The organism is Acinetobacter sp. SwsAc6 (genome assembly GCF_013391565.1).
GTDB lineage: Bacteria > Pseudomonadota > Gammaproteobacteria > Pseudomonadales > Moraxellaceae > Acinetobacter > Acinetobacter cumulans.
Genome location: NZ_JACAXE010000025.1, coordinates 14,224 through 37,493 on the forward strand (window position 1 = coordinate 14,224; position 23,270 = coordinate 37,493).

Genomic DNA, 23,270 nt, shown 5'->3' on the forward strand with positions numbered 1-23,270 from the left:
GACTAGTATTCAGGATGAATAAAAAGCACTTGTTGAACATGATGCTGATGTTAGGGTTAGCATCAGTATCGAATGTCTATGCAGAAGGTATATTTCATACCATTATTGGACCTGATGGGCGTCCAATTGTGGTACAGCGCCCAGATATTCCAATAAAGAAGAAGGTAAAGGTGCAGGAGAGCACAGCTTCAGTAGATACAGCGAGTGTAAAAACTGAATCACCTTCTTATTTAGATCCTGAACGTGAAGCTCATGTTCAGGATGTTGTTCGTGGCTTAGCTGGAAAGCGACCTTCGCAGATTGTGCAAGGTGTAGCGCAAGAACAACATCAACAACAGATGAAGAGTACGCAAAAAAATGCTCAGCAGGTGGTCGTGCGTGAAGAAAAGCAGATTGATCAAGCAAATCCGGCCATTTCAACACCAAAACCACAGCACGATGTTACTGAAAAACAGGTTGAAAAAACGTTAAATAAACAGCAAAGCACAGTTGTTTATACACCGGTTAATCAAGACCTCACAGTGGCGAAGCCGAATCAGAATACTGCTGTACAAGTAGCAAAGCAAACGACTGAAGTATTGCCAAAAGTTGCTAGTGAGAAACAAAGCAAAGCGATTGTAGAGCAACCTAAAAAGGTGACAAAAACCCCGCCAATGCCTGCAATTGTACAGGATCAAAAGCGCACAGAGTTATCGACCATTGATGGTGATACGTATGTGAATAATGAGTATTTAGAAGAAAAAGAATTTAATCTTGAGGGTAAAAAACGTTTTTATGCGATGCCAGAAGGCGTAATTGATCCTAAAACTGGTGCAACACGAATGCAGATGGTTGAGCGTGAAAAAGGTGTAGGACAGTCTGTTATTGATAATTTATTTAAGAAAAATCGTCCTGCAGAAGATAAGCCAATTGTACTTTCGACCAGTTACTATCGGGTATCAAAAGCAGATACGGTTGAAGGTCTTGGGCAACAATGCTTTGACCAGAAACAATTATTAAAAGCCAAAGTGTTAAAAGCTCAGCAAGATACCAATTTATGGCCACGTGCGCCACTCAATGCACAATTTGATTTTGAACTTGTTAAGTTAGACACGACGATTAAAAATATTGAAATACATTCGTATGCATCGAAGCAAAATAAGCCTGTATTTTATTGGCCTTTTGCCGTATTTTTAGACGCTAAAGGCTGTGTAATGGAAGGCGCAGGAGGTTATAAAAATAACGATGCTAATGCAAGTCATTTATACCGAGAAAAAATTGAAGGCGTAATTCAAGTTCCTTCAGGTACGACATATTTATTACTGACACCGCTCGCAACAGCCATTGATGTCGATGAGCGTGTATTAAGTAATCAAGGACAACTTAAATTAATTGCAATCCGTTAAGGATAGAAAAAGAGAATCAGGATGAAAAAAATATATGCTTTACCATTTGCAGTCACTGCTTTGGTTGCTGCATTAAGCGGTTGTGGTGGTGAAAGTGCAAAAGTTATTCCAGAAACTTACGATAGCAGTACAGTAAATGGTGCCTGTAAGAGTGCCAGTGAAAAATGTGTAGAATTTATATTAGATTATCCTGTGGATGGCATTAATTTTACCTGTTCAAGTGATAGCAAAAATAAATTTGTGACCTTGTTTGATGCCAGTGAAGGTGTGTCTTCTGGGGCATGCCGTGTCGGTGATACGGTGAATTTTTATCTACAAGGTGAAAAAGACAAGCGTATAGAGCTGGGGAGTATACAACTTGATAATTTGTCTAAAGTGGCAAGCTCGAGCACACCTCCACGCTTAACCTTAATTGATTTAGCCTATGGTATGACCAAGCAACAAGCGCAGGCTATTAGCCCAACTGATGCAACGGTAAAAGTGGCGATGCGTTTAGCCATGATAATACAAGCCTTGGGTATGAAAAATAATCAAGTAGCATCTGCAACTGAAATTCAGCCTGTATATATCAGCGACAGTAATCGTCAAGCAATTGAAAGTTTAGATAAAACAGTCACAACAGCCACTTTGGTTGGCTTTAGTGATACTGAGTTTGCAACTTGGTTGAATCAATGGCTAGGTCAAACACCAATTAGTGCAACTGAAGCATTTTCAGTGGTTGAAAATTTAATGAATATTTCAACCGCAGCTGTATATCAACCTGAATTTGCTTTATTTTCAACAGAGCAAAGTTTGATTAGTGCGGTAAGTGGCTCAAATGGTTTGGTTGGCTGTGATAAGGATGTTTGCGCACCATCTGATATGGCGAAGAGTAATATTTTTGGTCACTTTTTATTAATGACTGACCGTCAAGGCGTGACTTTCGGTAGCGGGTTACAATGGCGTGGTACGGTTGATCAGTCATTAACAACGATTGGTGGGACGAATGCGTTGCTCATGACCAAGGTCAAGCCTAAGCAGATGACAGCCACACCACAAGAGACATGGATTGACCCTTTAACTAAGGAAATTGACCATGCACGCAAACTGGGCTTTAAGTTTGATGTAGATGAAGCAGGTGCTCAACCGTTGGTGATTACGCAAGGTACGTTGCTGGCGAATAAAATGGTGGTGGGTTCAGGCGGGACTTTATACCAAACGCTTACCAATAAAAAAGAATCAGAAATTACGAGTGCAGACGCCGCTAATTATGGTTTATGGAATCAAACTGTGAATGGTAGCTTATATAAAGGGACATTGGATTTATATAAGTTGTATCCACTGTCTTATTTAGACAAAAATGTTTTTAGTACTCAAGCCAATACAGCAAAATCAACCTATGTATTCCCTTTATATGCGGACTTAACGTTTAAATTTAATAATACAACGGTTAAATCAGTCAAACTTGGCATTGTGATTGACCGTAATGGGGATATTCGTACCAACATTAAACCGAATGTACCTGCGAATATATTTGATACAGCTATTGGTACAGTAGATTTATCTACAGATGATAAGGTTGGTTGTAGTGGTCAAGATGTATTAGATAAATACACCATGCTTGATGATCAGAATACGCAGCAATATCGTATTGGTACGGTCACTCGTACGTTTACGAGAGGTTCAAAAGTTACACCTGAAACCATCTCACTGCGTATGATTTTGGCAGATAAAGCCTTGGGCACATTAAATGGCGCTTTAATTGGGATGAATACCACAATTCAAACGTCTACAGATAGCTCAACAAATATTGTGGTGGGTGGTGCATTATTGCAAATGGCGAATTTACTTTCTGCTTCTGCAGGTGTGAAACCTAGTGGTGTGGTAATGACTGACTCTGCAAATCAGAAGGTACGATGGGCCAACAGTTTTGCAAGTTTTAACGGCACCTACAGTAATAGTGTACCTGCAGACACAGAATCTAAAGAGATTGCCAAACTTGCCGGTGGTGAAATTACTTTCGATCTTGCACCGTGTTATACGGTAAAGGCTAAATAAAAAGGTCTAGACTTGAATAAAATAAAAGCCCATCTTCGGATGGGCTTTTGCATTTGGGTAACACACGTATTCATTTTTAATGAAGCTATGCAATCACACAGGGCATTAACCTGTATGGTCGAGTCGTGTACCTAAAGTTTCTAAATGGGTCTCAAATTGTCCCGTTTTACGGTCCGCAAAATAATGTCTAAGCGTGCGTTCTACACTTGGAAATGCAAGATCATTCCATGGGATTTCATCTTCACTAAATAAGCGAGACTCGATGGTTTCTTCACCTGCACCAAACTCACCATTTACAAGCTCTGCCTTAAATAAGACATAGATTTGTCCAATACGTGGAATATTGTACATGCAGTAAAGTTGCTGAATGTTGACTTCGGCCTCTGCTTCTTCACGTGTTTCACGTGCAGCGCCTTGTTCCATGGTTTCAAACAGTTCCATATAGCCTGCAGGCAGTGTCCAAAGTCCATAACGTGGCTCAATAGCACGTCGACACAATAAGACTTTATCTTCCCAAAGTGCAAGTGCGCCGCAAATCACTTTAGGATTGACATAATGGATGGTATTGCATTGTGTACATACACGACGCACTTGGTGATCGCCAAGAGGAATTTTTTCTGTTGTTTTATGTCCACAGTTACTACAAAAATTCATATTCATCGTCAATGATAAAGTGAGTGATCAGCATAACTGAAAAATAAATGTTTAGCATCATTTCTAAACACAAGCACTAAAATTCGGCTATGATGAAAATATTGAAAAAATAAGGATAAAGACGAATGGATGATCGTTTATTGACACATGTGCTGCAGCAAAGTTTACGCTTTTCTCGCCGTACCCAACCTGCACAAGCGGCGGTGTTAATTGCGATTACCAATGAGTCTAGCCCCAAAGTTTTATTAACCCGCCGATCGGCCTATTTAAATAATCATGCTGGGGAAGTATCTTTCCCTGGAGGTAAGCGCGATCCAAACGATACGAGTAATATTGTGGTGGCCTTACGTGAGGCTCAAGAAGAAACCGCGCTGAATCCATTTGATGTGCAATTGTTGGGGGAGTTGCCTATGCAAAAAGCCCGTAATGGCATGTTGGTGAAGCCGGTCGTGGGCCTTATTCCGCCTCAAGTGGAGTTGATTGCACAACCCACAGAAATTGATCGTATTTTTTTTGCCTCCTTACAAAAGTTAATGGACGCACCGCCCATTCCTTATGAAGTGCGTTATGCCCATCAGTCCTTATATTTTCCAAGTATGCGAGTGGAAAATGAAATTGTTTGGGGGCTAACAGCACGTATGTTGGTATCACTCTTTCAATATGGTCTTAATTATCAAAAAGAATGGCCATTTCTTGTCAATTCCCCTGTATTTAAAATGAAATAAAATGAGTGCACTATGTTCTATAAATTTGAAGGGCATTGCCCACAAGCGAGTATTCGTCCTTGGAATGGTTGGGCCGCAGATAATGCCACCGTCATTGGACAGGTTGAATTGGGTCAGCAAGTGAGTATTTGGTTTGGTGCAGTGATTCGTGCCGACAATGCTAAAATTAAGCTGGGCGATTTTACCAATGTGCAAGAAAATGCGGTGCTACATACCGATGCTGGTATTGAAATGCATATAGGGGAATATGTCACCATTGGACATCAAGCCATGTTGCATGGGTGTACGGTCGGTGATAACAGCTTAATTGGTATTAATGCTGTGGTGCTCAATCACGCTGTGATTGGTAAAAATTGTATTATTGGTGCTAATGCTTTAATACCTGAAGGCAAGGTGATTCCAGATAATTCTGTGGTGATGGGTTCACCTGGCAAAGTAGTAAAAACTTTAGATGATGTGACAGTTGCAAAATTAAAAATGAGTGCTTTACATTATGCATCGCACTTTTCGAAATTTAAAAATTTAGAAGTGGTGCATTTGGATTAAGGCAACCATAGGCTGCACTCAGTTTGGGTGAATGCATTATCTTTCTACGGTCAAATATCATACTCACAGAGATTTCCTCGCGCACTACGCATGAGTGGAGTATGATATTGGTCATTTTTCAGATTGACTTAAATAAGGTTGTGCATGAAAGTGCTGGCACTGGAAACTGCGAACGAGCAGTGTTCCGTATGTATTGCAGAAGATAATCAAGAACTCTACTTCCAATTAGATGCGCGTGCAAAAGCACAGACGCAAACGATTTTGCCTCTTATTGAGCAAGGTTTTAAAGAATTAGGTATTCAAGCAACTGATTTAACTGCAATTGCGTTTAGTCGTGGTCCGGGCTCTTTTAGCGGTGTTCGTATTAATGTTGCTGTAACGCAGGCCTTGGCATGGGCCAATGATTTACCTGTCGTGCCAGTATCGACTTTACAAGCGATGGCACAAGCGGCCTATCGTATTGCGGGTTTAACCGCGGTGACTGCAGTGCTCGATGCACGTATGCAAGAAGTCTATATTGCAAGCTTTGAATTAGATGCTGATGGCATTATGCAAGCCATTGATGAAGAAAAATTATTAAGCTATAGCGAAGCTGAACAAGCTGTAAAATTTACAGTTATTGGCTCGGGTTCAGCTTTAGTTAAGCCAGAACAAGTACAGTACAACGCAGTTACTGCAACAGCGCAAGATATTGCGACGATTGCAAATGCACAAGCACTGAAAAAAAATTGGGTAAGTGCGGAATATGCACTACCTGTATATTTACGCGATAATGCCTGGAAAAAAATTCCAGAACAAGGCAAACCATAATTAGGAATAGGTATGGATCTTTTACTGCTGCTCAAAGCGGCAATCATGGGTATTGTTGAAGGTATTACAGAATTTTTGCCTATTTCCAGTACTGGCCACTTAATTCTTGCATCTGAATTAATGGATTTTTGGACCAAAGAGAAAAGCGATGTTTTTGTCATTGCGATTCAAATGGGGGCAATTGCTGCAGTCATCTATGAATATTGGTCGCGTCTTTGGGGGGCAGCAACTGGTATGTTCACAGGTGAACCCAAAGGGCGCCATTTAGGTTTTAGTCTGATTTTAGCCTCGATTCCTATTGTGTTAGTGGGCTTAACTTTTGGACAAACCGTTAAAGATCTACTGTTTAATGATATTGCTGTGGCAATTGGCTTGATCATTGGTGGTTTTATTATTATTTGGATTGAAAAACATCCACCTAAAGTAAATGCACAAGAAGTTGAAAACATTAGTTTTAAAGAAGCCATTTATATTGGTTTAATTCAAGTGTTGTCCTTAATCCCAGGTACATCGCGTTCAGGTGCAACCATTATTGGTGCAATGTTCTTAGGTGTTTCACGTAAAGCAGCCACTGAGTTTTCTTTCTTCTTAGGTATTCCAGTGATTATTGGTGCGGGTCTTTTAGATTTGTATCAAAGCTATCATGTGTTTACTACTACAGAAGATTGGGCAGTTTTAGCTACAGGTCTATTGGTTTCATTTATTTCGGCCTTGGTTTTGATTCGCGTATTGGTGGCTTATGTTGCAAAACGTGATTTCATGGTCTTTGCATGGTACCGAATTGCCTCTGGTTTATTAATTTTATTGTTCGTAATGACAGGCTGGAAATTATGGTAAGCGTTATTCGCTTATACACAGAAGCCGAGTTTGAAGTGAAAGCACAGCAGTTCTCTGCTGTGCTTTCTTCACGTGGTGTAGATGTAAATATTGAGCTTACAGAAAAGCTCAATGCGCGATTCTTTAGACAGCATCCAGATTTAGCTTTATGTGTAGATGCTGATGGTCTTTGGTTATGCGCCAATGGCATGAAAATGCAACCTGATTGGAAAGCAGAAGCTGGACGTTTGAAACGCGCTTCACTCAAGTCTGAAATGATTGCGCGAGCATGTAATCTGTCTGAAAAACAGCGTTTGATTGATGCGACAGCAGGTTTAGGGCATGACAGTTTATTAATGGCGCACTTGGGTGCACACATCACTTTGGTTGAGCGCCATCCTATTTTATTTACCTTGTTGGAAGATTCACAGCAACGTGCGTTGTTGGATCCATTCTTAAAGACGACGGCAGAAAGAATTCGTTTGGTATTTTCTGATTCGGCTGATTTTCTGCAACAGCAAGCCTCAGCACAGCAATTGTATGATGTGGTGTATTTAGATCCGATGTTCCCACAGCGCGATCAAAACCAGCAAGCTGTTAAAAAGCAAGCGCAAGTCAAAAAGCAAATGCAATTACTGCACATGCTTTTGCCTGAAGATGGTGAGATGGATTTAGGTGATAATCTTTTGGCATTGGCACAAAAAGTTGCAAAGCGCGTGGTGGTGAAGCGTCCGCGTTTGGCTGTATTTTTGGCGAATCAAGTCCCGAATCATCAATGGCAAGGCGATGCCTGTCGTTTTGATGCCTATTTCCAGCTAGAGCATGAGACTAAAGTTTCATAATTGCTGTAAAAAACACCAAAGATTTGCTATATATTTGAAAAATAGCATTGATTAAAACCATATCAGGCATAAACTTACAAAGCAAATTAGCGAGCCACAGCTGCCTCTGAATTTCTATGATTGACTTCAAACCCTCCATTAACTTTTGGCATGATTTTAAAAGCAACCAAACTGCAGGTATGTGGCTGTTTCTCGGTTCGAGACGCTCCCTGCAGATTGTACGCCCATCAATTATGCAATTGGTGTTTTGGGGAATTTTGGGAGGCTGTGCCAACAGCTTATTTAGTTGGTTGAGCAACGGACAGGCTGGGGTATTTAACCCGCAAGGTCTGATTAGTTATGCGCTTTGGCCATTTATTGCTTTAATTGTTGGGATCTTCTTATCGCAGCGGATCAACAATCCGCGTTTAATGCTCGTGCCTGCATTATTGTGGCTGGTACTGGATACACACATTATGATGTTCCAGTGCCTGATCCAATTTCTAGGTGATCAAGACTACCTGCCTTATATTTTATATGACTACATTCCAACCTTATTTATAGGCCTGTTTGTATGGCAAAGTTTGGCTGTGGTATGGGTATTTTCACGTGAATTGAAATGGCCGTGGTGGGAGCGTGCGCTGATTATGCTCGCGACCTTATTTACCTTGGTGGTTTGGCAAATGTCGGTGAAAGACCAGCCCATTTGGAAGGTTGAAGAATTACCGCCTGCATTTGCCGAAGATGCTTTTTATGCACAAAGTCGCTTACTGAATAAATCCTTAGACGCCGTTCAATATGGTGAATTTGCACAGTCGCATTGGTACTTTTTAGGTGTGGCGGGTGCGAGTTATCAAGATGTTTTTATGTATGAAATCGAACGGATTAAAGAACAGTTTGATACACGATTTGGTACTTTTGGGCGTTCGGTTGAGTTAATTAACCATCCTGCGACCCGTACAGAAATTCCGATTGCCTCGAAAACCAGTATGGGACTTGCATTACGCCGTATTGGTCAGCAAATGAACCGTGAAAGTGATGTGTTATTTTTATATATGACTTCACATGGTTTACCCAATGTATTTGAAATGGAAAATGCACCCTTAGATTTGGCTCAAGTTGATCCAAAATGGTTGCGTGAAACTTTGGATGCATCAGGTATACGTTGGCGTGTGATTGTGATTTCATCGTGCTACTCAGGCAGTTTTGTACCAGCACTGCAAGATGAAAACACATTGATTATTACGGCTTCAGCAGCCGATCGTCAGTCGTTTGGCTGTTCGAGTGAATCTGATTATACCTATTTTGGCCGTGCTTTCTTTGATCAAGCAATGCGCGAGCAAAATTCAATTCAGGGTGCATTTAATCAAGCCAAAGAGACTGTGGCAAAATGGGAAAATGCGCAAGGTTTTGAACCTTCTGAGCCCCAATGGTCAATTGGTAAAAATATGCAATTTATGTTGCCACAATTAGAGCAACGCTTATTTCCACCCGTAACTACAGCACCTGCTCAGCAAGAACAAATCGAAGCAAAGCTTTAATCCTGCAATCTAAAGCACAAAGGACGAAACATGAACCTTATACAATCGAATCAATGTTTCCAAGGTGAGCAGCGAATTTATAGCATTGCATCCAATGCTCTAAAAACAACAAGCCGTTTTGGTATTTTTCTTCCTGCACAGGCTTTGGCGGGGCAAGCATGTCCTGCATTATTTTATTTGGCAGGTTTGACCTGCACAGAAGAAACTTTTGCAATTAAAGCACATGCACAGCGTGTGGCTGCGCAATTAGGCATGATTTTAATTAGTCCAGATACCTCACCACGTGGCGATGAGGTTGCAAAGGGTGATCATTGGGATATTGGTCAGGGCGCTGGATTTTATATTAATGCAACTCAAGCACCGTGGGCAGCACATTTTCAAATGGAAAGCTTTGTAGCAGATGAGCTTTATGCTTTGATTACGCAAGAATTTCCAGTTGAGCGCAATCAAATAGGCATCTTTGGTCACAGTATGGGTGGGCATGGTGCTTTGACTTTGGCCCTTAAATATCCTGAGAAATTTAAATCAGTCTCTGCATTTGCACCAATTTGTGCACCGAGTCAGTGTCCTTGGGGAGAAAAAGCATTTTCGGCTTACTTGGGTACAGACAAAGCGACTTGGCTTGCACATGATGCAACTGCACTGATTGAAGCTAAAGGTGCTGTATTTAATGAGATTTTAATTGACCAAGGCCTACAAGATCAGTTTTATAGTCAGTTAAATCCTGCCTTATTTAATCAGGCATGTGCAAAGGTAGGGCAAGCCTTAACTTTGCGCGAACATGCGGGCTATGATCATGGTTATTATTTTATTCAAAGTTTTATCGATGATCATTTAAGCTTTCATGCACAGCAATTGAATGCATAATTTTTAGCTTGATTGAATTCAAGAGGCTAAAGGCAAGGTTTTCGACCTTGCCTTTTTTATTTTGCGCCATTGATTGTGCTTAACAGAATGGGATTAGGGCTTAAGTAATTTCAGAGGTGTGGATACCTTACTATGTTGCCATTCAGCATGCAGTGGTTCTTGTGCCATTCGAATGAGATGGTCTAGCACGACCTGTTCTAATCTGACCATGTCTACAGAAGTGTCTAATTCTTGAATAACGACCTGCAAGTGGGTTTCTTTGCAGAGTAACTGAATACGTGCTTGAGGCATCAAAATCTCAAAGCCAGTAGGATATTCAGTGACTTCAAACTTATGTTTCCAATGGTTAAATAAGCGTTTGCCAATACGCTGTGCTTGCAGGGTATCAATCGCAGTTTGTGAGAGATTCGACATGATGCTTCCAATATTTATAAATAGGAATAATTATCATTTATAATAAGGTGTTTTTTGATTTTTCATGCGCATATTTTGGCAACAGAACGTTTTATTTATGCAACGATCTGTGCATGGTCGTAGCTAAGCAGGCAGGTGTAGCTTTTGCTATAATAGGCACAATGAGATTTATATAAGCCAGGTTCTTCCATGTCCAAGCCATTTTTAATTGCGCCTTCTATTTTATCTGCAGACTTTGCTCGCTTAGGTGAGGAAGTTGAAAATGTACTTGCTGCAGGTGCAGATGTTGTTCATTTTGATGTGATGGATAATCACTATGTACCTAACCTTACGTTTGGTGCTGGTGTATGTAAAGCACTGAAAAACTATGGCATTAAAGCACCAATCGACGTGCATTTAATGGTGTCGCCAGTAGATCGTATGATTGGTGATTTCTTAGAAGCTGGTGCGGACATTATTACTTTTCACCCAGAAGCCAGCGATCATATTGACCGTTCTTTACAGTTAATTAAGTCTGGTGGTGCAAAAGCTGGCTTAGTATTTAACCCTGCAACACCATTGCATTATCTAGATTATGTGCTGGACAAAGTTGACCAAGTTCTTTTGATGAGTGTGAACCCAGGCTTTGGTGGTCAAAAATTCATTCCAATGACTTTGGAAAAATTACGCCAAGCACGCAAAATTATTGATGCATCTGGCCGTGATATTCGTTTAGAAGTTGACGGTGGAGTTACACCAGCAAATATTCGTGACATTGCTGAAGCTGGTGCGGATATGTTTGTAGCGGGTTCTGCTATTTTTGGTAAGCCAGATTATAAAGCTGTGATTGATGAAATGCGTGCAGAGTTGGCACAAGTCGGTTCAGTACAAGTATAAGTTTTTCCACTTAATACACAGTAAACTGTGGATAACTTTATGGATATCTGTGTAGATAACTAGGTGGATAACTGGGTGGATAAATCGTTTAATTAATAAGCATTTTAAGCTCAATAGTTTAGTAATTAGACGAAAAATGTATAAAAAGGACTCAATAGAGTCCTTTTTATATGCTTGAAGTCTTTAAGAATATGGGCTTTTATTAATCTTTTGTTTAAAAAATAACTTTATTGTTTTAATGCGTCTGAATTTTACGAAATTGAAATGGTTAAATTAAATTTAAAAAACTGTGTATAACTCATAAAGAACAGATTTTGCTTTATGTGCATTATTCGGGATAGAATGATGTAAATTGAAATAAAACTTTGTATAGACATAAGCTTTATTCGTCATTGGGGATGAGCAAGGTGCTTCATTTTTTGTATCGACATCGTGTATTTGTCATGTTGATGGCTTTTGTCATCAGCTGGAGCAGTGCCGTGTCTGCAATGCAAATCCCAATGCAATATTTTATGTCGATGCAAAACCTGAGTGTTAATACCAGTACGCTTCATGCAGAAAAAACTCAGGCACATGTTGACGCTGAAACAACTTCAGTCAGCGTCGATCATAGCTCTTCGCATTCTGTACATGAGGTGCAATTGGCTACGAAGCATTTGCCTGAGCATGGCGCATCGACCATGTTAATGTCGGACTGCCATCAGCAATCGAATCCGTCCTCTCATTCTGATACCACTAAAGCAATGCCATTGGCGCATTGTGATTTATCGAATACCACGCTTAAACATAAAGATGGCTGCCAAGTTTGTGCGCAGTGGCATTGCCAAATGATGTTGGTTGCAGTGGAATTAACGCCGAATGAATGGATAGAACCACGCTCAGTGGAATTTAAATCTGCGCTCGTTAGTCCTTATGCTGCACAGCATTTACAGGGCTATTGGCAAGAAATTTTACGTCCTCCCAAAGCTTAATCTGAATTTAAAACGCATTTTCGCAATTTAAACAAAGGTTAAGTTATGTCTACAGTATTTAAATACCTTGTGCTTGGGTCTTGCCTCAGCATCTCCGCAGGGGCGTTCGCTGCGGTCAAAGAATATCAACTCAATATTGATGAACAGTTGATTAATGTGACAGGTAAGCCTGTCAAACGCATTACGGTCAATGGCCAGTTTCCTGCACCTCAACTCGAATTTGAAGAGGGTGATGAGGCGGTCATTCGGGTAAAAAATCATTTAAAAACACAGGATTCTTCAATTCATTGGCATGGGCTTTTACTGCCTGGACTGATGGATGGTGTTCCTGGGTTTAATGGCTTTGCTGGAATTCGTCCCAATCAAGAATTTGTCTACAAATTTAAAGTCCGCCAAAGTGGTACCTATTGGTATCACGCCCATTCTAAGGGGCAAGAGCAAGATGGTTTGTATGGACCTTTGGTGATTTATCCAAAAGGCAAAAAGCCTTTGGCTAGTCATGAACAAGCAGAGCGCGATTATGTGGTCATGTTGTCTGATTTTCATGAAAAAACCAGCGCAGAATTACAAAAAAACCTAAAAATTTCAGCGGAATATTATCAAAATCAGCGTGAAACACTGCCCGACGTTTGGAAGCAAGTTAAACGAGATGGTCTAAAAGCGACATGGTCTGATCGCAAAATGTGGAATCAGATGCGTATGCTCAAAACAGATTTGTCTGATGTTACGGGCTATACCTTTTTGGTCAATGGAAAGACAGCTCAGCAAAACTGGACGGGCGTGTTTAAGCCGAATGAGAAAGTTCGGTTACGCTTTATTAATGCTTCAGCCATGTCATTTTTTGATGTACGTATACCCAATTTAAGCATGACCGTGGTGAGTGCTGATGGTCAAGCTGTGAAACCAGTAAATGTAGACGAATTCCGTATTGGGGCGGCAGAAACTTATGATGTGATTGTGCAGCCTAAGGCGGCACATTATCAAATAGAAGCAGAGTCGATTGACCGTTCAGGCTTTGCAGTAGGAACATTGCATAATGAGTTGAGCCCTCTGATGCAGGGCATACAACGACCGCGAGCGCGCCCACGTGCCTTACTCAGTATGGCCGACATGGGACATGGGTCTTCTACAGATCATAACACGATGGATCATTCCAAAATGAACCATGATGCGATGCCTGAAATGGATCATTCCAAAATGAACCATGAAGCGATGTCTGAAATGGACCATTCAAAAATGAACCATGATGCGATGTCTGCAATGGATCATTCCAAAATGAACCATGAAGCGATGTCTGCAATGGATCATTCCAAAATGAACCACGAAGCAATGTCTGAAATGGACCATTCCAAAATGAACTATGAAGCGATGTCTGAAATGGATCATTCCAAAATGAACCATGAAGCGATGTCTGAAATGGATCATTCATACATGAAGCATGCTTCGTCTGAAACAGCGTCAAGCACAGCACCTGTATATGGATGGGCAAATGCCTCTACACCAAAAGGGGACAAGGCACTACAGTACAGTGACCTCAAAGCATTAAATCCGCAGACGGATACCCGTGAAGCAAGCAGTGAATTGGTGATCCATCTTGGAGGCATGATGGAGCGCTATATTTGGACTATTAACGGTAAAAAGTTTAGTGATGCTGAACCTTTAAAAGTGAAATATGGCGAGCGTATTCGCATTAAATTTGTCAATGACAGCATGATGGCGCATCCAATGCATTTACATGGCATGTTTATGCAATTGGAAAATGGCCAATCTGCCTCAGATATGCCGAATAAGCATACGATTATTGTGCCACCTGCTCAAACAGTCACAGCATTGCTGACTGCGGATGAGTTGGGAGAGTGGGCGATTCACTGCCATCTGCTATATCACATGAGTGCAGGGATGATGAGTAAATTGATCGTTGCGAATGTCAGTGATGCAGACGTATCGACTTCACCACACGCCACTCAAACCACAACAACACCAGCTCAAGGAGATGCACATGCACACCATTAATTCGCGTTTCTTACACTTTGCTGGCGTATTACTCATGGCTTTGAGCAGTGGTGTTGCAATGGCTCAGACACAAACACAGTCCAAAAAAGAACCATCTGAAGTGGCTTCAATGTCCATGGATCATAGTCACATGATGCATCAGGACATGGCTATGCATTCAATGTCACAGGCAGACATGATGCACCCACAGATGTCACATGCACAGCACGATGTTGCTGAACATCAATCTCAGCCTAGCGAAGCTCAATTGGTACAGAAAGATCAACAACCACAATCTAAAAGTAGTTCAAAGCATCTAACAGAGGGAGAAAAAACGCATGCGCACCATTAATGATATTTCTTTCTCTGTGCTTGCACAGTCAGTACTTGCGACTACTTTAGTCCTGACCAGTGGGTTTAGTCAGGCGAAGTCGTCTGCTCAAGTAACAATGCCAATGATGTCGGATCATCCGCATTCGCATCACGAGATGATGGATATGGAGTCTCCATCTGCATCTGAACCAAACACAGCTACGAGCGCTGACATGGCAATGCCAGAACATTCTCAACAGCCTGCTCAAATGTCACATCAGCACGCTATGTTAGATTCATTGCAACATAGCGCTGAACAAGTGCCACACGAAGGCCACGATCACCGTAAAGAACATGGTGCTCAAGTCTATGCAGTAACAACCATTGATAGCCAATGGCGCATGAATAATGATGATCAGGGGATATGGAAAACAGAGCTAGAAAGCCGAATTGGGACCGATGAAAATAAGGTGTTTTTTAAACTTCATGCGGATCGACCTGAATCGGAAGAGCTAAGTTTAGAGGCAAAGCTGTTGTATAGCCGCATGATCTCAGATTTTTGGGATGCCCAAGTCGGTGTGCAGTACCGCGCTGAAAAGGTGCAACTGAATGCACAGTATGCGGACACGGAAGAACAACTAGATGCGGTTATGGGTCTACATGGGCTGGCGCCGTATTTCTTTGAAACCAATGCTTATTTATACATGGGCGCAGACCAATATGTCGCATTGAGTTTAGAAACTGAGCGTGATTTGCTTTTAAGCCAAAAGCTCATTTTAAAGCCCTATTTAGATTTAAGCATTGTCTTGAGTGATGAATCTAAATATGCGCAAAAAACGGGCTTAAGTCGTGCAACAGCAGGCTTAGAAGCACGTTATGAAATCAGTAAAAAGGTGATGCCTTATGTCGACATTGCCTATGAATATAGCCAAGGCCATACTGAAAACTTATGGCAGTCGAAAGAGCCAACCGATCAAGCATGGTCGTATGGAGCCGGTATTCGCTTCAAATTTTAAGAATTTGACCGACGACTACTCGACTTAAATCTGCATAGGCCTTTGAAGAGATCAATTCAAAGGCCTACTTTTTGTAGGTTTATTTTAGGTCATAAAATGTAAAAAATGCTCTAAAATGATTCAATAAAAGTTATGATTGCACCATTAGAAGGAGGAACGACCTCCCTCATTTTTACCTAATGTAACTATGAGAAAAATCGTCAGGACGACCTGACTCTATAGAAGGAGCAGGCATCGTGGCTTGGATAGTTCTCGTTTTTGCAGGTGTTTTTGAAATTATTTGGGCATATACAATGAAAATGTCCGAAGGTTTTACAAAACTGAGTCCCAGCATTATTACATTAGTTTTCATGGTTTTAAGTTTTGGCTTATTGGCTTATTGGCCTATGCCATGCGAACTTTGCCTTTGGGAACCGCCTATACCATTTGGACTGGCATTGGTGCCATTGGCTCATTTGCCGTAGGTATTTTTGTACTAGGTGAGCCAGCAACGGCTATGCGAATGTTGGCAGCTGTACTGATTATTTCTGGCTTAGTGCTGATGAAGATTTCATCCTCTTAATATTTATTCTAAGTGTCATCTCAAATCGAGCTGGCACTTTTTTGTGTCGATTTTTTAGTTTTAATTTTTCAACAGGGCAAGGGTAGTATGGCTTGGGTTTTATTAATTGTAGCGGGCGTGTTGGAAGTGGTTTGGGCTTATTGTATGAAAGTGTCCGATGGATTTACTAAGCTTACACCCAGCATATTGACCATCATTTTTATGATAGCGAGCTTTGCGCTACTGTCTTATTCTATGAAATCTTTGCCCTTAGGTACGGCCTATACCGTTTGGACAGGTATTGGTGCGGTGGGCTCATTTGCTGTGGGCATTCTGTTTTTAGGTGAGCCAGCCTCAGCCATGCGAATGTTGGCAGCGGTACTGATTATTTCAGGTTTGGTATTAATGAAGCTTTCGTCAGCTTAAAGCAAACAACTCACTATATGATCTTAAATTTGAATACATAGTGTCCATATTTTTTTAATTTTTTTAAAAAATAATTTATAAAATAATACTTTAGATGAGTATGATGTCTTTAAATAAATCATACTCAATTCATCTAAATGAATATTACACAAATGCTGATGCCCCTATTCGCCCAAATGTGGTGGGTGATTCTACTTATTTTTATTGCAGCTGCATTCAAGGTATTTAAGCCTATTTTAAAAGGGAAATTCGGCGAGTTTGCAGTCAGTACGCATGTCAAACTGTATTTGGACAAAGAGCAATATACTTTATTAAATGATTGTACCTTGCCAGATGCACAAAATCAGACCACACAAATAGATCATATTTTATTAAGTCCTCACGGCATTTTTGTGGTGGAAACTAAAAACTACAAAGGCTGGCTTTTTGGTAGCGAACGTCAAAAAATGTGGACACAAAAGATTTATAAAAACAGCTATAAATTTCAAAATTCATTGCACCAGAATTATAAGCATCAAAAGGTTTTGGAACAGATTTTATCCGATATTTTAGAGCCCCATTTGATTCATTCTATTGTGGTTTTTATGCCGGATTGTGAGTTTAAAACCACCATGCCTGACAATGTATTTCGCGGTGCAACTTGGATAGATTATGTAAAAACCTTTAAAGAACCCTGTATATCAGCCATGAAACTTAAACGTATTCAGCGACGCTTAGAACAGGAAATTTTAGAAAAATCTTGGAAAACACAACGTCAACATGTCAAAAATTTACAACAGGCCAAAGCGGATATGGATAGAGAGTTCGCTCAAGTGAATGTTTATTGGGGGAATTACAGCGTATAACACGTTTTGTGATCTGAGGTTCTTTTGTTATGATGCGAGGCAATAACAACACACAGAAAAATACAACAAATGACCACATCTCATTTAGCAAATTTATTTTTACAAGCATCAGAAGACCCTGAATTAACGCCACAATTTTTACAGCAATTATTAATGGCAGATATTTATGCGCTTGGTACTGAGCAAACTAATGGACGCATTCAATTTCGCATGTTGGAAACAGAGCATGGGGAACAAGCGATCCCTTTCTTTTTAGACGCAGACACCATTTATACGGATTTAGGGGATGAACCTTTTATTCATTTGCCGACACGAAAATTATTTGAAATGACACAGGGAGCAATTTTAGTTCTGAATCCGACTTCAGACGTGTCGAAAGAGTTTTCACCTCAGGAAATCGATTTTTTACTACAAACAATGCATGTGGCGCTGTAAAAGATGGGTAGCTCAACGCCAATAAAGCCCTTCATTTGAAGGGCTTTTGATTATTGGTGCTGTTGTAGCTTTTGCACAATATCGATAAGTGGTTTAACTTTTTTAACGTCATCCCAAAGCACTTTGGCTTCAGGATAATGTTTGGACATCATGCCAAGCCATTGTTTATAGCGTCCCACCATATTGATTTCTTTCTTATAGGGGCCACTCAAAAAACGGATTTGGAGCTGAATCAGTTCTTCCCATGTAATGAGTGCTTCGTCAGTGTTTTTACGGATACATTGGGTAATATCTGGTGTCGTCACGGCTGCGCGTCCAATCATCAAATCTTCACAGCCAGACTCTCGCTGACACTGTTTAGCGTCTGCATTGGTCCAAATTTCGCCATTGGCAATCACATTAATTTTTAAGCTTTCACGAATAGGTTGCAGTAAATCCCAAAATGCAGGCGGGGTATAGCCATCTGCTTTGGTACGTGCATGAACAGTGACCCATGAAGCACCTGCATCTTCAATAGCATGCGCATTTTCTAAGGTAAAGTTACGGTCGAGATAACCAAGACGCATTTTGGCAGAAACAGGAATATGGGCTGGCACAGCATCACGAACGGCTTTGACCAGTTCATGCACGACTTCTGGTTCATCCAGTAATACAGAGCCACCACGGTGTCGATTCACTGTTTTAGCAGGGCAACCAAAGTTCATGTCGATCGCTGGTGCACCAAGCTCAACTGCTCGGACAGCATTGGCTGCGAGCATGTCGGGATTGTTACCTAAAAATTGTACATGCACGGGTGTGCCAGCAGCCGTTTTACCTTCGGTTAAGAGTTCAGGGCAATAGCTGTGATAGACATGGTCAGGCAATACGGAATCCGTCACACGAATGAACTCAGTTACACACCAGTCAAAGCTTCCGACGGATGTGAGTACATCACGCATAATGGGATCTGTTAAGCCTTCCATGGGCGCAAGAACAAGTTTCAATGTGACCTGCCTATGTGTTGAAAATCGAAGGCTGTTATACGGTTTTTTAGGTCTGATGTCCAGCGGTGATAATTTTTAAAATTATAAGATACAGCTTTTTGCTTTGAGCTAAATTTTTTATCCGAAATTTTGAGTGAGGTTGTGAATTTGAAGATAAAAAAGCCAGCTCAACAATGCTGTTGAGCTGGCTGGATGTTAGTTTTATAGGTACCTAGACCACTGCACTTTTGAGCTTGATGCTTTTAAGCCATTACCTGTATTTGGCGTACCTGATCCATCACCATTTTTAGATGGGACAGTAATCTTTGTACCGCCTAATATATGGTTTGCAATAAGACCACCATCTACACCTTGGGTTCCAATATTTCCAGTAATAGCATTGGTATTATTTGTAATACCACAGGCTGCAGAAGTAGTTACACCTTTACGGCTAAGAACATCACCATAAATACGGGTACATGCGCCAATATGAATTTGATCATTTGCCATTAGTGCTACGCGGCCTAGGTCCAATTTATCAATTGACTTACCGTCGATAGTGACCTTTTTATTGGTCTGATCAGGGTTTTTGTCCATATTTAGCAAAAACTCACTGTCATTTTTACATAGATTAACCGGCACTAAATAGCGTTCAGACAATGTTGATGGTGTTGTCGCCGTAATGGAAAGATCTGTATTATTGACTGTTTTTAAACGGCGATTACAAATCAAGCCAACTTTTTCTGCACCTTCACGTATCACCTCATAAGGAGCATAGATACGCGGAGAGAAGGCGATAGACCAGATTTCACCTTCTGCTAAGAAACTGTTGGTATATGCATTACTTAAGCTGTCAGCTTGCCAGTTGGCCGCGCCAGCGAACTCTAGAGTACCTTCAAAATACATGATCCCAGGTGCGAGTGTGGCATTATCCAGTGAAGATGGGTTCATAATCGAACGTACACGCCATCTATTTAAAATTACACCATAGCCATAATCATCATCAAATCCGAGGGTTTTACCAATACTAATACGAGGTAGGTAACCAATGATTTCACTTGTACATTTTCCATTTGTTACATCAAGACAAATTGCCCCAGTATAAGTTTTTCCATCAAATGTATAATCACCAATTGAAAAGCCTTCTAAATTAATAGATTTCTTAGTTCCATCAGCATTTAAAACATATTGACTATTATTTTCATAAATATATGTTTGTGTATTAGTTTTGTTTTTTAACTGGTTAAGGTAAACACGATCGAATTTTCCATTTTTGGTGAATATATAGTTTGCATCTTGCTTATAAGCAGTCACATCAACTTTAGTTTCAAATGCTGTGCTGTCACTAATACCTTGTCGTATACCCTGTTCATTAATGGTCACCGTTGGAGCTGTCATTGCATTAAAATCTGCAGAGAGTTGGGACTGTCTCTTATAAGTAGAGTCGGATGTAGCAAACAAAGAGACATCGATATCTGTACCAACAACGTAAATATCTTTTGCACTTGCTCCAATACCAATCACTTGAACTTTTCCTGCAGATTTAATATTACCAGCTGTGCTACCAGTATGTACTTCAACATTGCCTTTTGCAGTAATGTCATCAGTTTTACCGCCAAGCCAGAGTTCTACAGCGCCTAATGTTGCTATATTTTTAGCACGAGCATTAACACCAGTTACTGTAACTTTACCACCGGCTTTAATATTACCTGCTGTAGTATCAGTATGTACTTCAACTTCACCTTTGGCAAAAATATCTTGAGATCGACTACCAGTCCATAATGAAACATCTTTGTTGGATTCAATTTTTCCAGCTGTAGCTCCTGTATTTAGGCTCACCCATCCATTAGCTTTAATATCTTTTACTGTCGATGCACTGACTGTGACATTACCCATGGTTTCAATATTATCTGCTTTAGACCAGCCACTAAGCTCTACATTGCCGATTGATTGAATATTTTTAGCTGTTGCACTTGTATATAGTGTTACAGTGCCAAGCGCTTTGATATCGCCAAAATTATCGCCTGTTAATAATGTTACTTTACCTTTAGATGTCACATTAATAATGGCATCACCGCAGTTTTGAGCGCCACAGTCAATGTAAACATCTCCAGTTGCATTGATATTTAATTCAGAGATATTTTTAGTTTTAAATAATAGATTAAGTGCAAGATTTCCTTCAACATTAAGTGTCACTTTTGCATTTGGTGATTCAGACTCTATTAATGTTGCACCTGTAAATACGGTGTTGCCACCGAAGTTAATAGCACTATTTTCGCTGGTGACAGAAACAGTACCATTGGTTAGTGTTAAGTTATAGATTACTTCAATGGTCGTTGCTGCTTGAGAACTCAGATTATTGGAGCTGATATTTGCTGTGACTATACATGTAGCGCCTTCAGTGGTACAGCCTGAAACATGAATATTCTTGGCGATAATTTCTTTTTTATTTGTATCAGATCTTAAGGTAATACTTCGCCCATTTAATGCTGGAATGTTGGTTGCGTTGATTTTGCCCTGATTTAATAAATATTCTTTAAATGCACTTACACCAGCCCAGCCCATCAATTGCGCATTGGTTTGTGCGTGAGCAGATACGCCTGCTTCGCGATTGGTTACTAGTGTTTTAGCAACAGATGCTGTAATCAGCATAACTGTGATGCCGATGAGCAATACAAGAAGTACGGTTGCCATGCCTTGCTGTTTTTTAAAAGTATGCATTGCTCATCCCTCACTTTCTAAGTTGAAGTTATATTGTTTAAACAGATTACATTTTGAATATTTTGGCCAACTCCAGTCATATACTGACGAGTTGCAGTAAGTGTAATTTGCTTAAGTCCAGAACCAGACGCTTTTTCAATACCAAATGGGGAGCATCCGCTGCCCGATGTAATTGCATATTGATATATTGGTGTAGCTGTACTATTTTTTATGGCGATAATAGGTTGGTCTTTTTCCCAAGTTCCAGCTGTAATAGCTTCTGTCGTGCCACATGCTGTTTTTTTCAAAAGGACAAGGCGGTGGATTTTTTGTCCATCTTCTGTTGTAACTACCTCGCCAATTCCTTTACATTCATAGGAAAGGGGTGTCGCATTAAGTTCTTTTACTGAACGCCAGAAAATTGCTGGATTACCTGAATATGTACCTGAAGCAATATCTGATTGTTGACCAGAGCCGAAGCCAGCATTCTGGACATATTTTTGAATAGTTAACATACCAGATTGTAACTGTGCATCGTATTCAGCATCTTGTGTTGAACTTACACTCACTTGAGTCAGTTGTTTAAATAGCATGAGCATGGTGACCATACACAGCATGGCAATTACTATTCCAACAAGTAGTTCGATAATCGTAAAACCATTTCTAAGCATGATTTATCTCCCTACCATATAGCAGTTATCACTTGCCGTTCCATTTGCACATGTTTGAGCTTCAGCAAGAGTTGTGCTTACAGCAAGTACAGGCCACTGTGTCTCTGTTGTACCCATATTTATTTTTTCAATTGCACATGCTGTATAGTAGGTTTTGCTGGCTAAAACAAAACTGTCTTTGTTTACAGCATTGCAAACGCTACCTGTGTCTGTATTGTTTAGTGCATTTTGCAATTTAGATTGCATCATATTAATAATAATAAAATTAGTATTTAGGTCTTTTTGAGTAGTGAGCATTTTGCTGATTGCAGCGCCACTACCAAGAATGACGATAGAAAAAAGCATAAGACCAACTAAGGCTTCGAGTAAGGTAAAGCCTTGCTCTTTATAAGATATAGATGTCAGCTGTTTCATCATTTTTTCCTACCTTAAATGCTGTTGCTAGGTCACTTGAGCACCCACTACCTGAAACAAGTATGAGTACACCAGCCGAATTAAAAGACATACACTGAAAGTTATATGTACCCTGTTTAATAAAAATATCTTTAGAAAGTGGAAATGTACGTAAAAGGGTATTACTGCTTGCTGATGGGCTGGAAGGAACATCACATACATCAGTCGAGTTGAACGCGGTACGTATAATATTTAATGTATTGGTTGTGCTATCTAAGCAAACACTGACGGATGAATTACTCATTAATTGATTATTGCTATTGCGTAGTGCAGAGGCTTTTGCTTGCGTCACAGCAGTTTTAAAGGTTGTGAGTGCACTATTGACTTGGCTACGGTCAACCCAAGTACGCGTAAGTGAAGAACCAAGCATTAACAAAATGGAAAAAAGTCCAATTGTGATCATCAGCTCAATGAGCGTGAAACCTGTTTGTGCAGTCGGATGTTGTATTTTCAT

The 23,270-nt window shown here is 40.4% G+C and carries 24 protein-coding genes and 1 pseudogene; 18 read left to right on the top strand and 7 right to left on the bottom strand.

Annotated elements, in window-relative coordinates:
- Window positions 1-14 precede the first annotated feature (14 nt).
- Together filE and HYG93_RS14535 are read left to right on the top strand one after the other, a co-directional pair.
- Window positions 15-1,385: a putative pilus assembly protein FilE gene (filE, locus tag HYG93_RS14530; RefSeq protein WP_178962578.1), complete on the top strand. Its 1,371-nt coding sequence runs from the start codon at window positions 15-17 to the stop codon at window positions 1,383-1,385.
- 21 nt (window positions 1,386-1,406) lie between these two features.
- On the top strand, window positions 1,407-3,422 hold the full coding sequence (locus HYG93_RS14535) for a hypothetical protein (RefSeq protein WP_117008062.1): 2,016 nt from the start codon (window positions 1,407-1,409) through the stop codon (window positions 3,420-3,422).
- Window positions 3,423-3,527: 105 nt separating this feature from the next.
- Here HYG93_RS14535 and HYG93_RS14540 read toward each other — a convergent pair whose 3' ends face one another.
- The gene (locus HYG93_RS14540) at window positions 3,528-4,076 is read right to left on the bottom strand and encodes an NUDIX hydrolase (protein WP_120366050.1); all 549 of its coding nucleotides are present in this window, start codon (window positions 4,074-4,076) and stop codon (window positions 3,528-3,530) included.
- 125 nt (window positions 4,077-4,201) lie between these two features.
- Here HYG93_RS14540 and HYG93_RS14545 point away from each other — a divergent pair, with 125 nt between their 5' ends.
- The 7 genes from HYG93_RS14545 (at window position 4,202) to fghA (ending at window position 10,202) form a co-directional block, all read left to right on the top strand.
- Window positions 4,202-4,801, top strand: coding sequence for a CoA pyrophosphatase (locus HYG93_RS14545; protein WP_106986006.1), 600 nt, complete (start codon window positions 4,202-4,204; stop codon window positions 4,799-4,801).
- Between the two features lie 12 nt (window positions 4,802-4,813).
- Window positions 4,814-5,347, top strand: coding sequence for a gamma carbonic anhydrase family protein (locus HYG93_RS14550; RefSeq protein ID WP_120366052.1), 534 nt, complete (start codon window positions 4,814-4,816; stop codon window positions 5,345-5,347).
- 144 nt (window positions 5,348-5,491) lie between these two features.
- The gene (gene tsaB, locus HYG93_RS14555; protein ID WP_120366053.1) at window positions 5,492-6,157 is read left to right on the top strand and encodes a tRNA (adenosine(37)-N6)-threonylcarbamoyltransferase complex dimerization subunit type 1 TsaB; all 666 of its coding nucleotides are present in this window, start codon (window positions 5,492-5,494) and stop codon (window positions 6,155-6,157) included.
- A 12-nt stretch (window positions 6,158-6,169) separates the two neighbouring features.
- Complete coding sequence (locus HYG93_RS14560) at window positions 6,170-6,994, top strand: undecaprenyl-diphosphate phosphatase (protein WP_106986003.1); 825 nt, start codon at window positions 6,170-6,172, stop codon at window positions 6,992-6,994.
- Window positions 6,988-7,815: a class I SAM-dependent methyltransferase gene (locus tag HYG93_RS14565; protein WP_106986002.1), complete on the top strand. Its 828-nt coding sequence runs from the start codon at window positions 6,988-6,990 to the stop codon at window positions 7,813-7,815. The genes HYG93_RS14560 and HYG93_RS14565 overlap by 7 nt, the downstream gene beginning before the upstream one ends.
- A 116-nt stretch (window positions 7,816-7,931) precedes the next feature.
- Window positions 7,932-9,335 carry a C13 family peptidase gene (locus HYG93_RS14570; protein ID WP_106986001.1) on the top strand — a complete coding sequence of 468 codons (1,404 nt, stop codon included), beginning with the start codon at window positions 7,932-7,934 and terminating at the stop codon, window positions 9,333-9,335.
- Between the two features lie 30 nt (window positions 9,336-9,365).
- The gene (gene fghA / locus HYG93_RS14575; RefSeq protein WP_106986000.1) at window positions 9,366-10,202 is read left to right on the top strand and encodes an S-formylglutathione hydrolase; all 837 of its coding nucleotides are present in this window, start codon (window positions 9,366-9,368) and stop codon (window positions 10,200-10,202) included.
- A gap of 93 nt (window positions 10,203-10,295) precedes the next feature.
- Here fghA and HYG93_RS14580 read toward each other — a convergent pair whose 3' ends face one another.
- Complete coding sequence (locus HYG93_RS14580) at window positions 10,296-10,616, bottom strand: DUF2218 domain-containing protein (RefSeq protein ID WP_178962579.1); 321 nt, start codon at window positions 10,614-10,616, stop codon at window positions 10,296-10,298.
- 189 nt (window positions 10,617-10,805) lie between these two features.
- On the opposite strand from HYG93_RS14580, the gene rpe reads away from it, so the two are divergent.
- The 9 genes and pseudogenes from rpe (at window position 10,806) to HYG93_RS14625 (ending at window position 18,030) form a co-directional block, all read left to right on the top strand.
- Window positions 10,806-11,492: a ribulose-phosphate 3-epimerase gene (gene rpe / locus HYG93_RS14585; protein ID WP_106985998.1), complete on the top strand. Its 687-nt coding sequence runs from the start codon at window positions 10,806-10,808 to the stop codon at window positions 11,490-11,492.
- A gap of 407 nt (window positions 11,493-11,899) precedes the next feature.
- Window positions 11,900-12,463 carry a hypothetical protein gene (locus HYG93_RS14590; protein ID WP_178962580.1) on the top strand — a complete coding sequence of 188 codons (564 nt, stop codon included), beginning with the start codon at window positions 11,900-11,902 and terminating at the stop codon, window positions 12,461-12,463.
- Between the two features lie 45 nt (window positions 12,464-12,508).
- Window positions 12,509-14,476: a multicopper oxidase domain-containing protein gene (locus HYG93_RS14595; protein WP_178962581.1), complete on the top strand. Its 1,968-nt coding sequence runs from the start codon at window positions 12,509-12,511 to the stop codon at window positions 14,474-14,476.
- Window positions 14,463-14,807 carry a hypothetical protein gene (locus tag HYG93_RS14600; protein WP_106985995.1) on the top strand — a complete coding sequence of 115 codons (345 nt, stop codon included), beginning with the start codon at window positions 14,463-14,465 and terminating at the stop codon, window positions 14,805-14,807. Before HYG93_RS14595 ends, HYG93_RS14600 begins: the two co-directional genes overlap by 14 nt.
- Entirely contained in the window at window positions 14,794-15,783 is a 990-nt protein-coding gene (locus HYG93_RS14605; RefSeq protein ID WP_120366054.1) for a copper resistance protein B, read from the top strand. Before HYG93_RS14600 ends, HYG93_RS14605 begins: the two co-directional genes overlap by 14 nt.
- 236 nt (window positions 15,784-16,019) lie before the next feature.
- A pseudogene (locus tag HYG93_RS14610) lies at window positions 16,020-16,345 on the top strand (multidrug efflux SMR transporter).
- A gap of 87 nt (window positions 16,346-16,432) precedes the next feature.
- Window positions 16,433-16,750 carry a quaternary ammonium compound efflux SMR transporter SugE gene (sugE, locus tag HYG93_RS14615; RefSeq protein WP_120366055.1) on the top strand — a complete coding sequence of 106 codons (318 nt, stop codon included), beginning with the start codon at window positions 16,433-16,435 and terminating at the stop codon, window positions 16,748-16,750.
- 137 nt (window positions 16,751-16,887) lie between these two features.
- Window positions 16,888-17,595 (top strand): nuclease-related domain-containing protein, encoded by a 708-nt coding sequence (locus tag HYG93_RS14620; RefSeq protein WP_178962582.1) that lies wholly within the window; start codon window positions 16,888-16,890, stop codon window positions 17,593-17,595.
- Between the two features lie 69 nt (window positions 17,596-17,664).
- On the top strand, window positions 17,665-18,030 hold the full coding sequence (locus HYG93_RS14625) for an SseB family protein (RefSeq protein ID WP_120364824.1): 366 nt from the start codon (window positions 17,665-17,667) through the stop codon (window positions 18,028-18,030).
- Window positions 18,031-18,080: 50 nt separating this feature from the next.
- Here the strand turns inward: HYG93_RS14625 and HYG93_RS14630 are convergent, their stop codons facing one another.
- The 5 genes from HYG93_RS14630 to HYG93_RS14650 all read right to left on the bottom strand — a co-directional run bounded on the left by HYG93_RS14630 (window position 18,081) and on the right by HYG93_RS14650 (window position 23,270).
- The gene (locus HYG93_RS14630) at window positions 18,081-19,013 is read right to left on the bottom strand and encodes a tRNA-dihydrouridine synthase (protein WP_178962583.1); all 933 of its coding nucleotides are present in this window, start codon (window positions 19,011-19,013) and stop codon (window positions 18,081-18,083) included.
- A 201-nt stretch (window positions 19,014-19,214) separates the two neighbouring features.
- Window positions 19,215-21,713, bottom strand: a complete 2,499-nt coding sequence (locus HYG93_RS14635) for a hypothetical protein (protein ID WP_106985989.1) — start codon at window positions 21,711-21,713, stop codon at window positions 19,215-19,217.
- 17 nt (window positions 21,714-21,730) lie between these two features.
- Complete coding sequence (locus HYG93_RS14640) at window positions 21,731-22,363, bottom strand: PilW family protein (RefSeq protein WP_120364823.1); 633 nt, start codon at window positions 22,361-22,363, stop codon at window positions 21,731-21,733.
- Window positions 22,364-22,366: 3 nt separating this feature from the next.
- On the bottom strand, window positions 22,367-22,780 hold the full coding sequence (locus HYG93_RS14645; RefSeq protein ID WP_106985987.1) for a type II secretion system protein J: 414 nt from the start codon (window positions 22,778-22,780) through the stop codon (window positions 22,367-22,369).
- Complete coding sequence (locus HYG93_RS14650) at window positions 22,749-23,270, bottom strand: Tfp pilus assembly protein FimT/FimU (protein ID WP_106985986.1); 522 nt, start codon at window positions 23,268-23,270, stop codon at window positions 22,749-22,751. Before HYG93_RS14650 ends, HYG93_RS14645 begins: the two co-directional genes overlap by 32 nt.

Bases quoted from the DNA above. Each gene is read 5' to 3' on its own strand.
- filE (WP_178962578.1), top strand. From the start codon at position 15: ATGAATAAAAAGCACTTGTTGAACATGATGCTGATGTTAGGGTTAGCA.
- HYG93_RS14535 (WP_117008062.1), top strand. From the start codon at position 1,407: ATGAAAAAAATATATGCTTTACCATTTGCAGTCACTGCTTTGGTTGCT.
- HYG93_RS14540 (WP_120366050.1), bottom strand. From the start codon at position 4,076: ATGAATTTTTGTAGTAACTGTGGACATAAAACAACAGAAAAAATTCCT.
- HYG93_RS14545 (WP_106986006.1), top strand. From the start codon at position 4,202: ATGGATGATCGTTTATTGACACATGTGCTGCAGCAAAGTTTACGCTTT.
- HYG93_RS14550 (WP_120366052.1), top strand. From the start codon at position 4,814: ATGTTCTATAAATTTGAAGGGCATTGCCCACAAGCGAGTATTCGTCCT.
- tsaB (WP_120366053.1), top strand. From the start codon at position 5,492: ATGAAAGTGCTGGCACTGGAAACTGCGAACGAGCAGTGTTCCGTATGT.
- HYG93_RS14560 (WP_106986003.1), top strand. From the start codon at position 6,170: ATGGATCTTTTACTGCTGCTCAAAGCGGCAATCATGGGTATTGTTGAA.
- HYG93_RS14565 (WP_106986002.1), top strand. From the start codon at position 6,988: ATGGTAAGCGTTATTCGCTTATACACAGAAGCCGAGTTTGAAGTGAAA.
- HYG93_RS14570 (WP_106986001.1), top strand. From the start codon at position 7,932: ATGATTGACTTCAAACCCTCCATTAACTTTTGGCATGATTTTAAAAGC.
- fghA (WP_106986000.1), top strand. From the start codon at position 9,366: ATGAACCTTATACAATCGAATCAATGTTTCCAAGGTGAGCAGCGAATT.
- HYG93_RS14580 (WP_178962579.1), bottom strand. From the start codon at position 10,616: ATGTCGAATCTCTCACAAACTGCGATTGATACCCTGCAAGCACAGCGT.
- rpe (WP_106985998.1), top strand. From the start codon at position 10,806: ATGTCCAAGCCATTTTTAATTGCGCCTTCTATTTTATCTGCAGACTTT.
- HYG93_RS14595 (WP_178962581.1), top strand. From the start codon at position 12,509: ATGTCTACAGTATTTAAATACCTTGTGCTTGGGTCTTGCCTCAGCATC.
- HYG93_RS14600 (WP_106985995.1), top strand. From the start codon at position 14,463: ATGCACACCATTAATTCGCGTTTCTTACACTTTGCTGGCGTATTACTC.
- HYG93_RS14605 (WP_120366054.1), top strand. From the start codon at position 14,794: ATGCGCACCATTAATGATATTTCTTTCTCTGTGCTTGCACAGTCAGTA.
- sugE (WP_120366055.1), top strand. From the start codon at position 16,433: ATGGCTTGGGTTTTATTAATTGTAGCGGGCGTGTTGGAAGTGGTTTGG.
- HYG93_RS14620 (WP_178962582.1), top strand. From the start codon at position 16,888: ATGAATATTACACAAATGCTGATGCCCCTATTCGCCCAAATGTGGTGG.
- HYG93_RS14625 (WP_120364824.1), top strand. From the start codon at position 17,665: ATGACCACATCTCATTTAGCAAATTTATTTTTACAAGCATCAGAAGAC.
- HYG93_RS14635 (WP_106985989.1), bottom strand. From the start codon at position 21,713: ATGCATACTTTTAAAAAACAGCAAGGCATGGCAACCGTACTTCTTGTA.
- HYG93_RS14640 (WP_120364823.1), bottom strand. From the start codon at position 22,363: ATGCTTAGAAATGGTTTTACGATTATCGAACTACTTGTTGGAATAGTA.
- HYG93_RS14645 (WP_106985987.1), bottom strand. From the start codon at position 22,780: ATGATGAAACAGCTGACATCTATATCTTATAAAGAGCAAGGCTTTACC.
- HYG93_RS14650 (WP_106985986.1), bottom strand. From the start codon at position 23,270: ATGAAAATACAACATCCGACTGCACAAACAGGTTTCACGCTCATTGAG.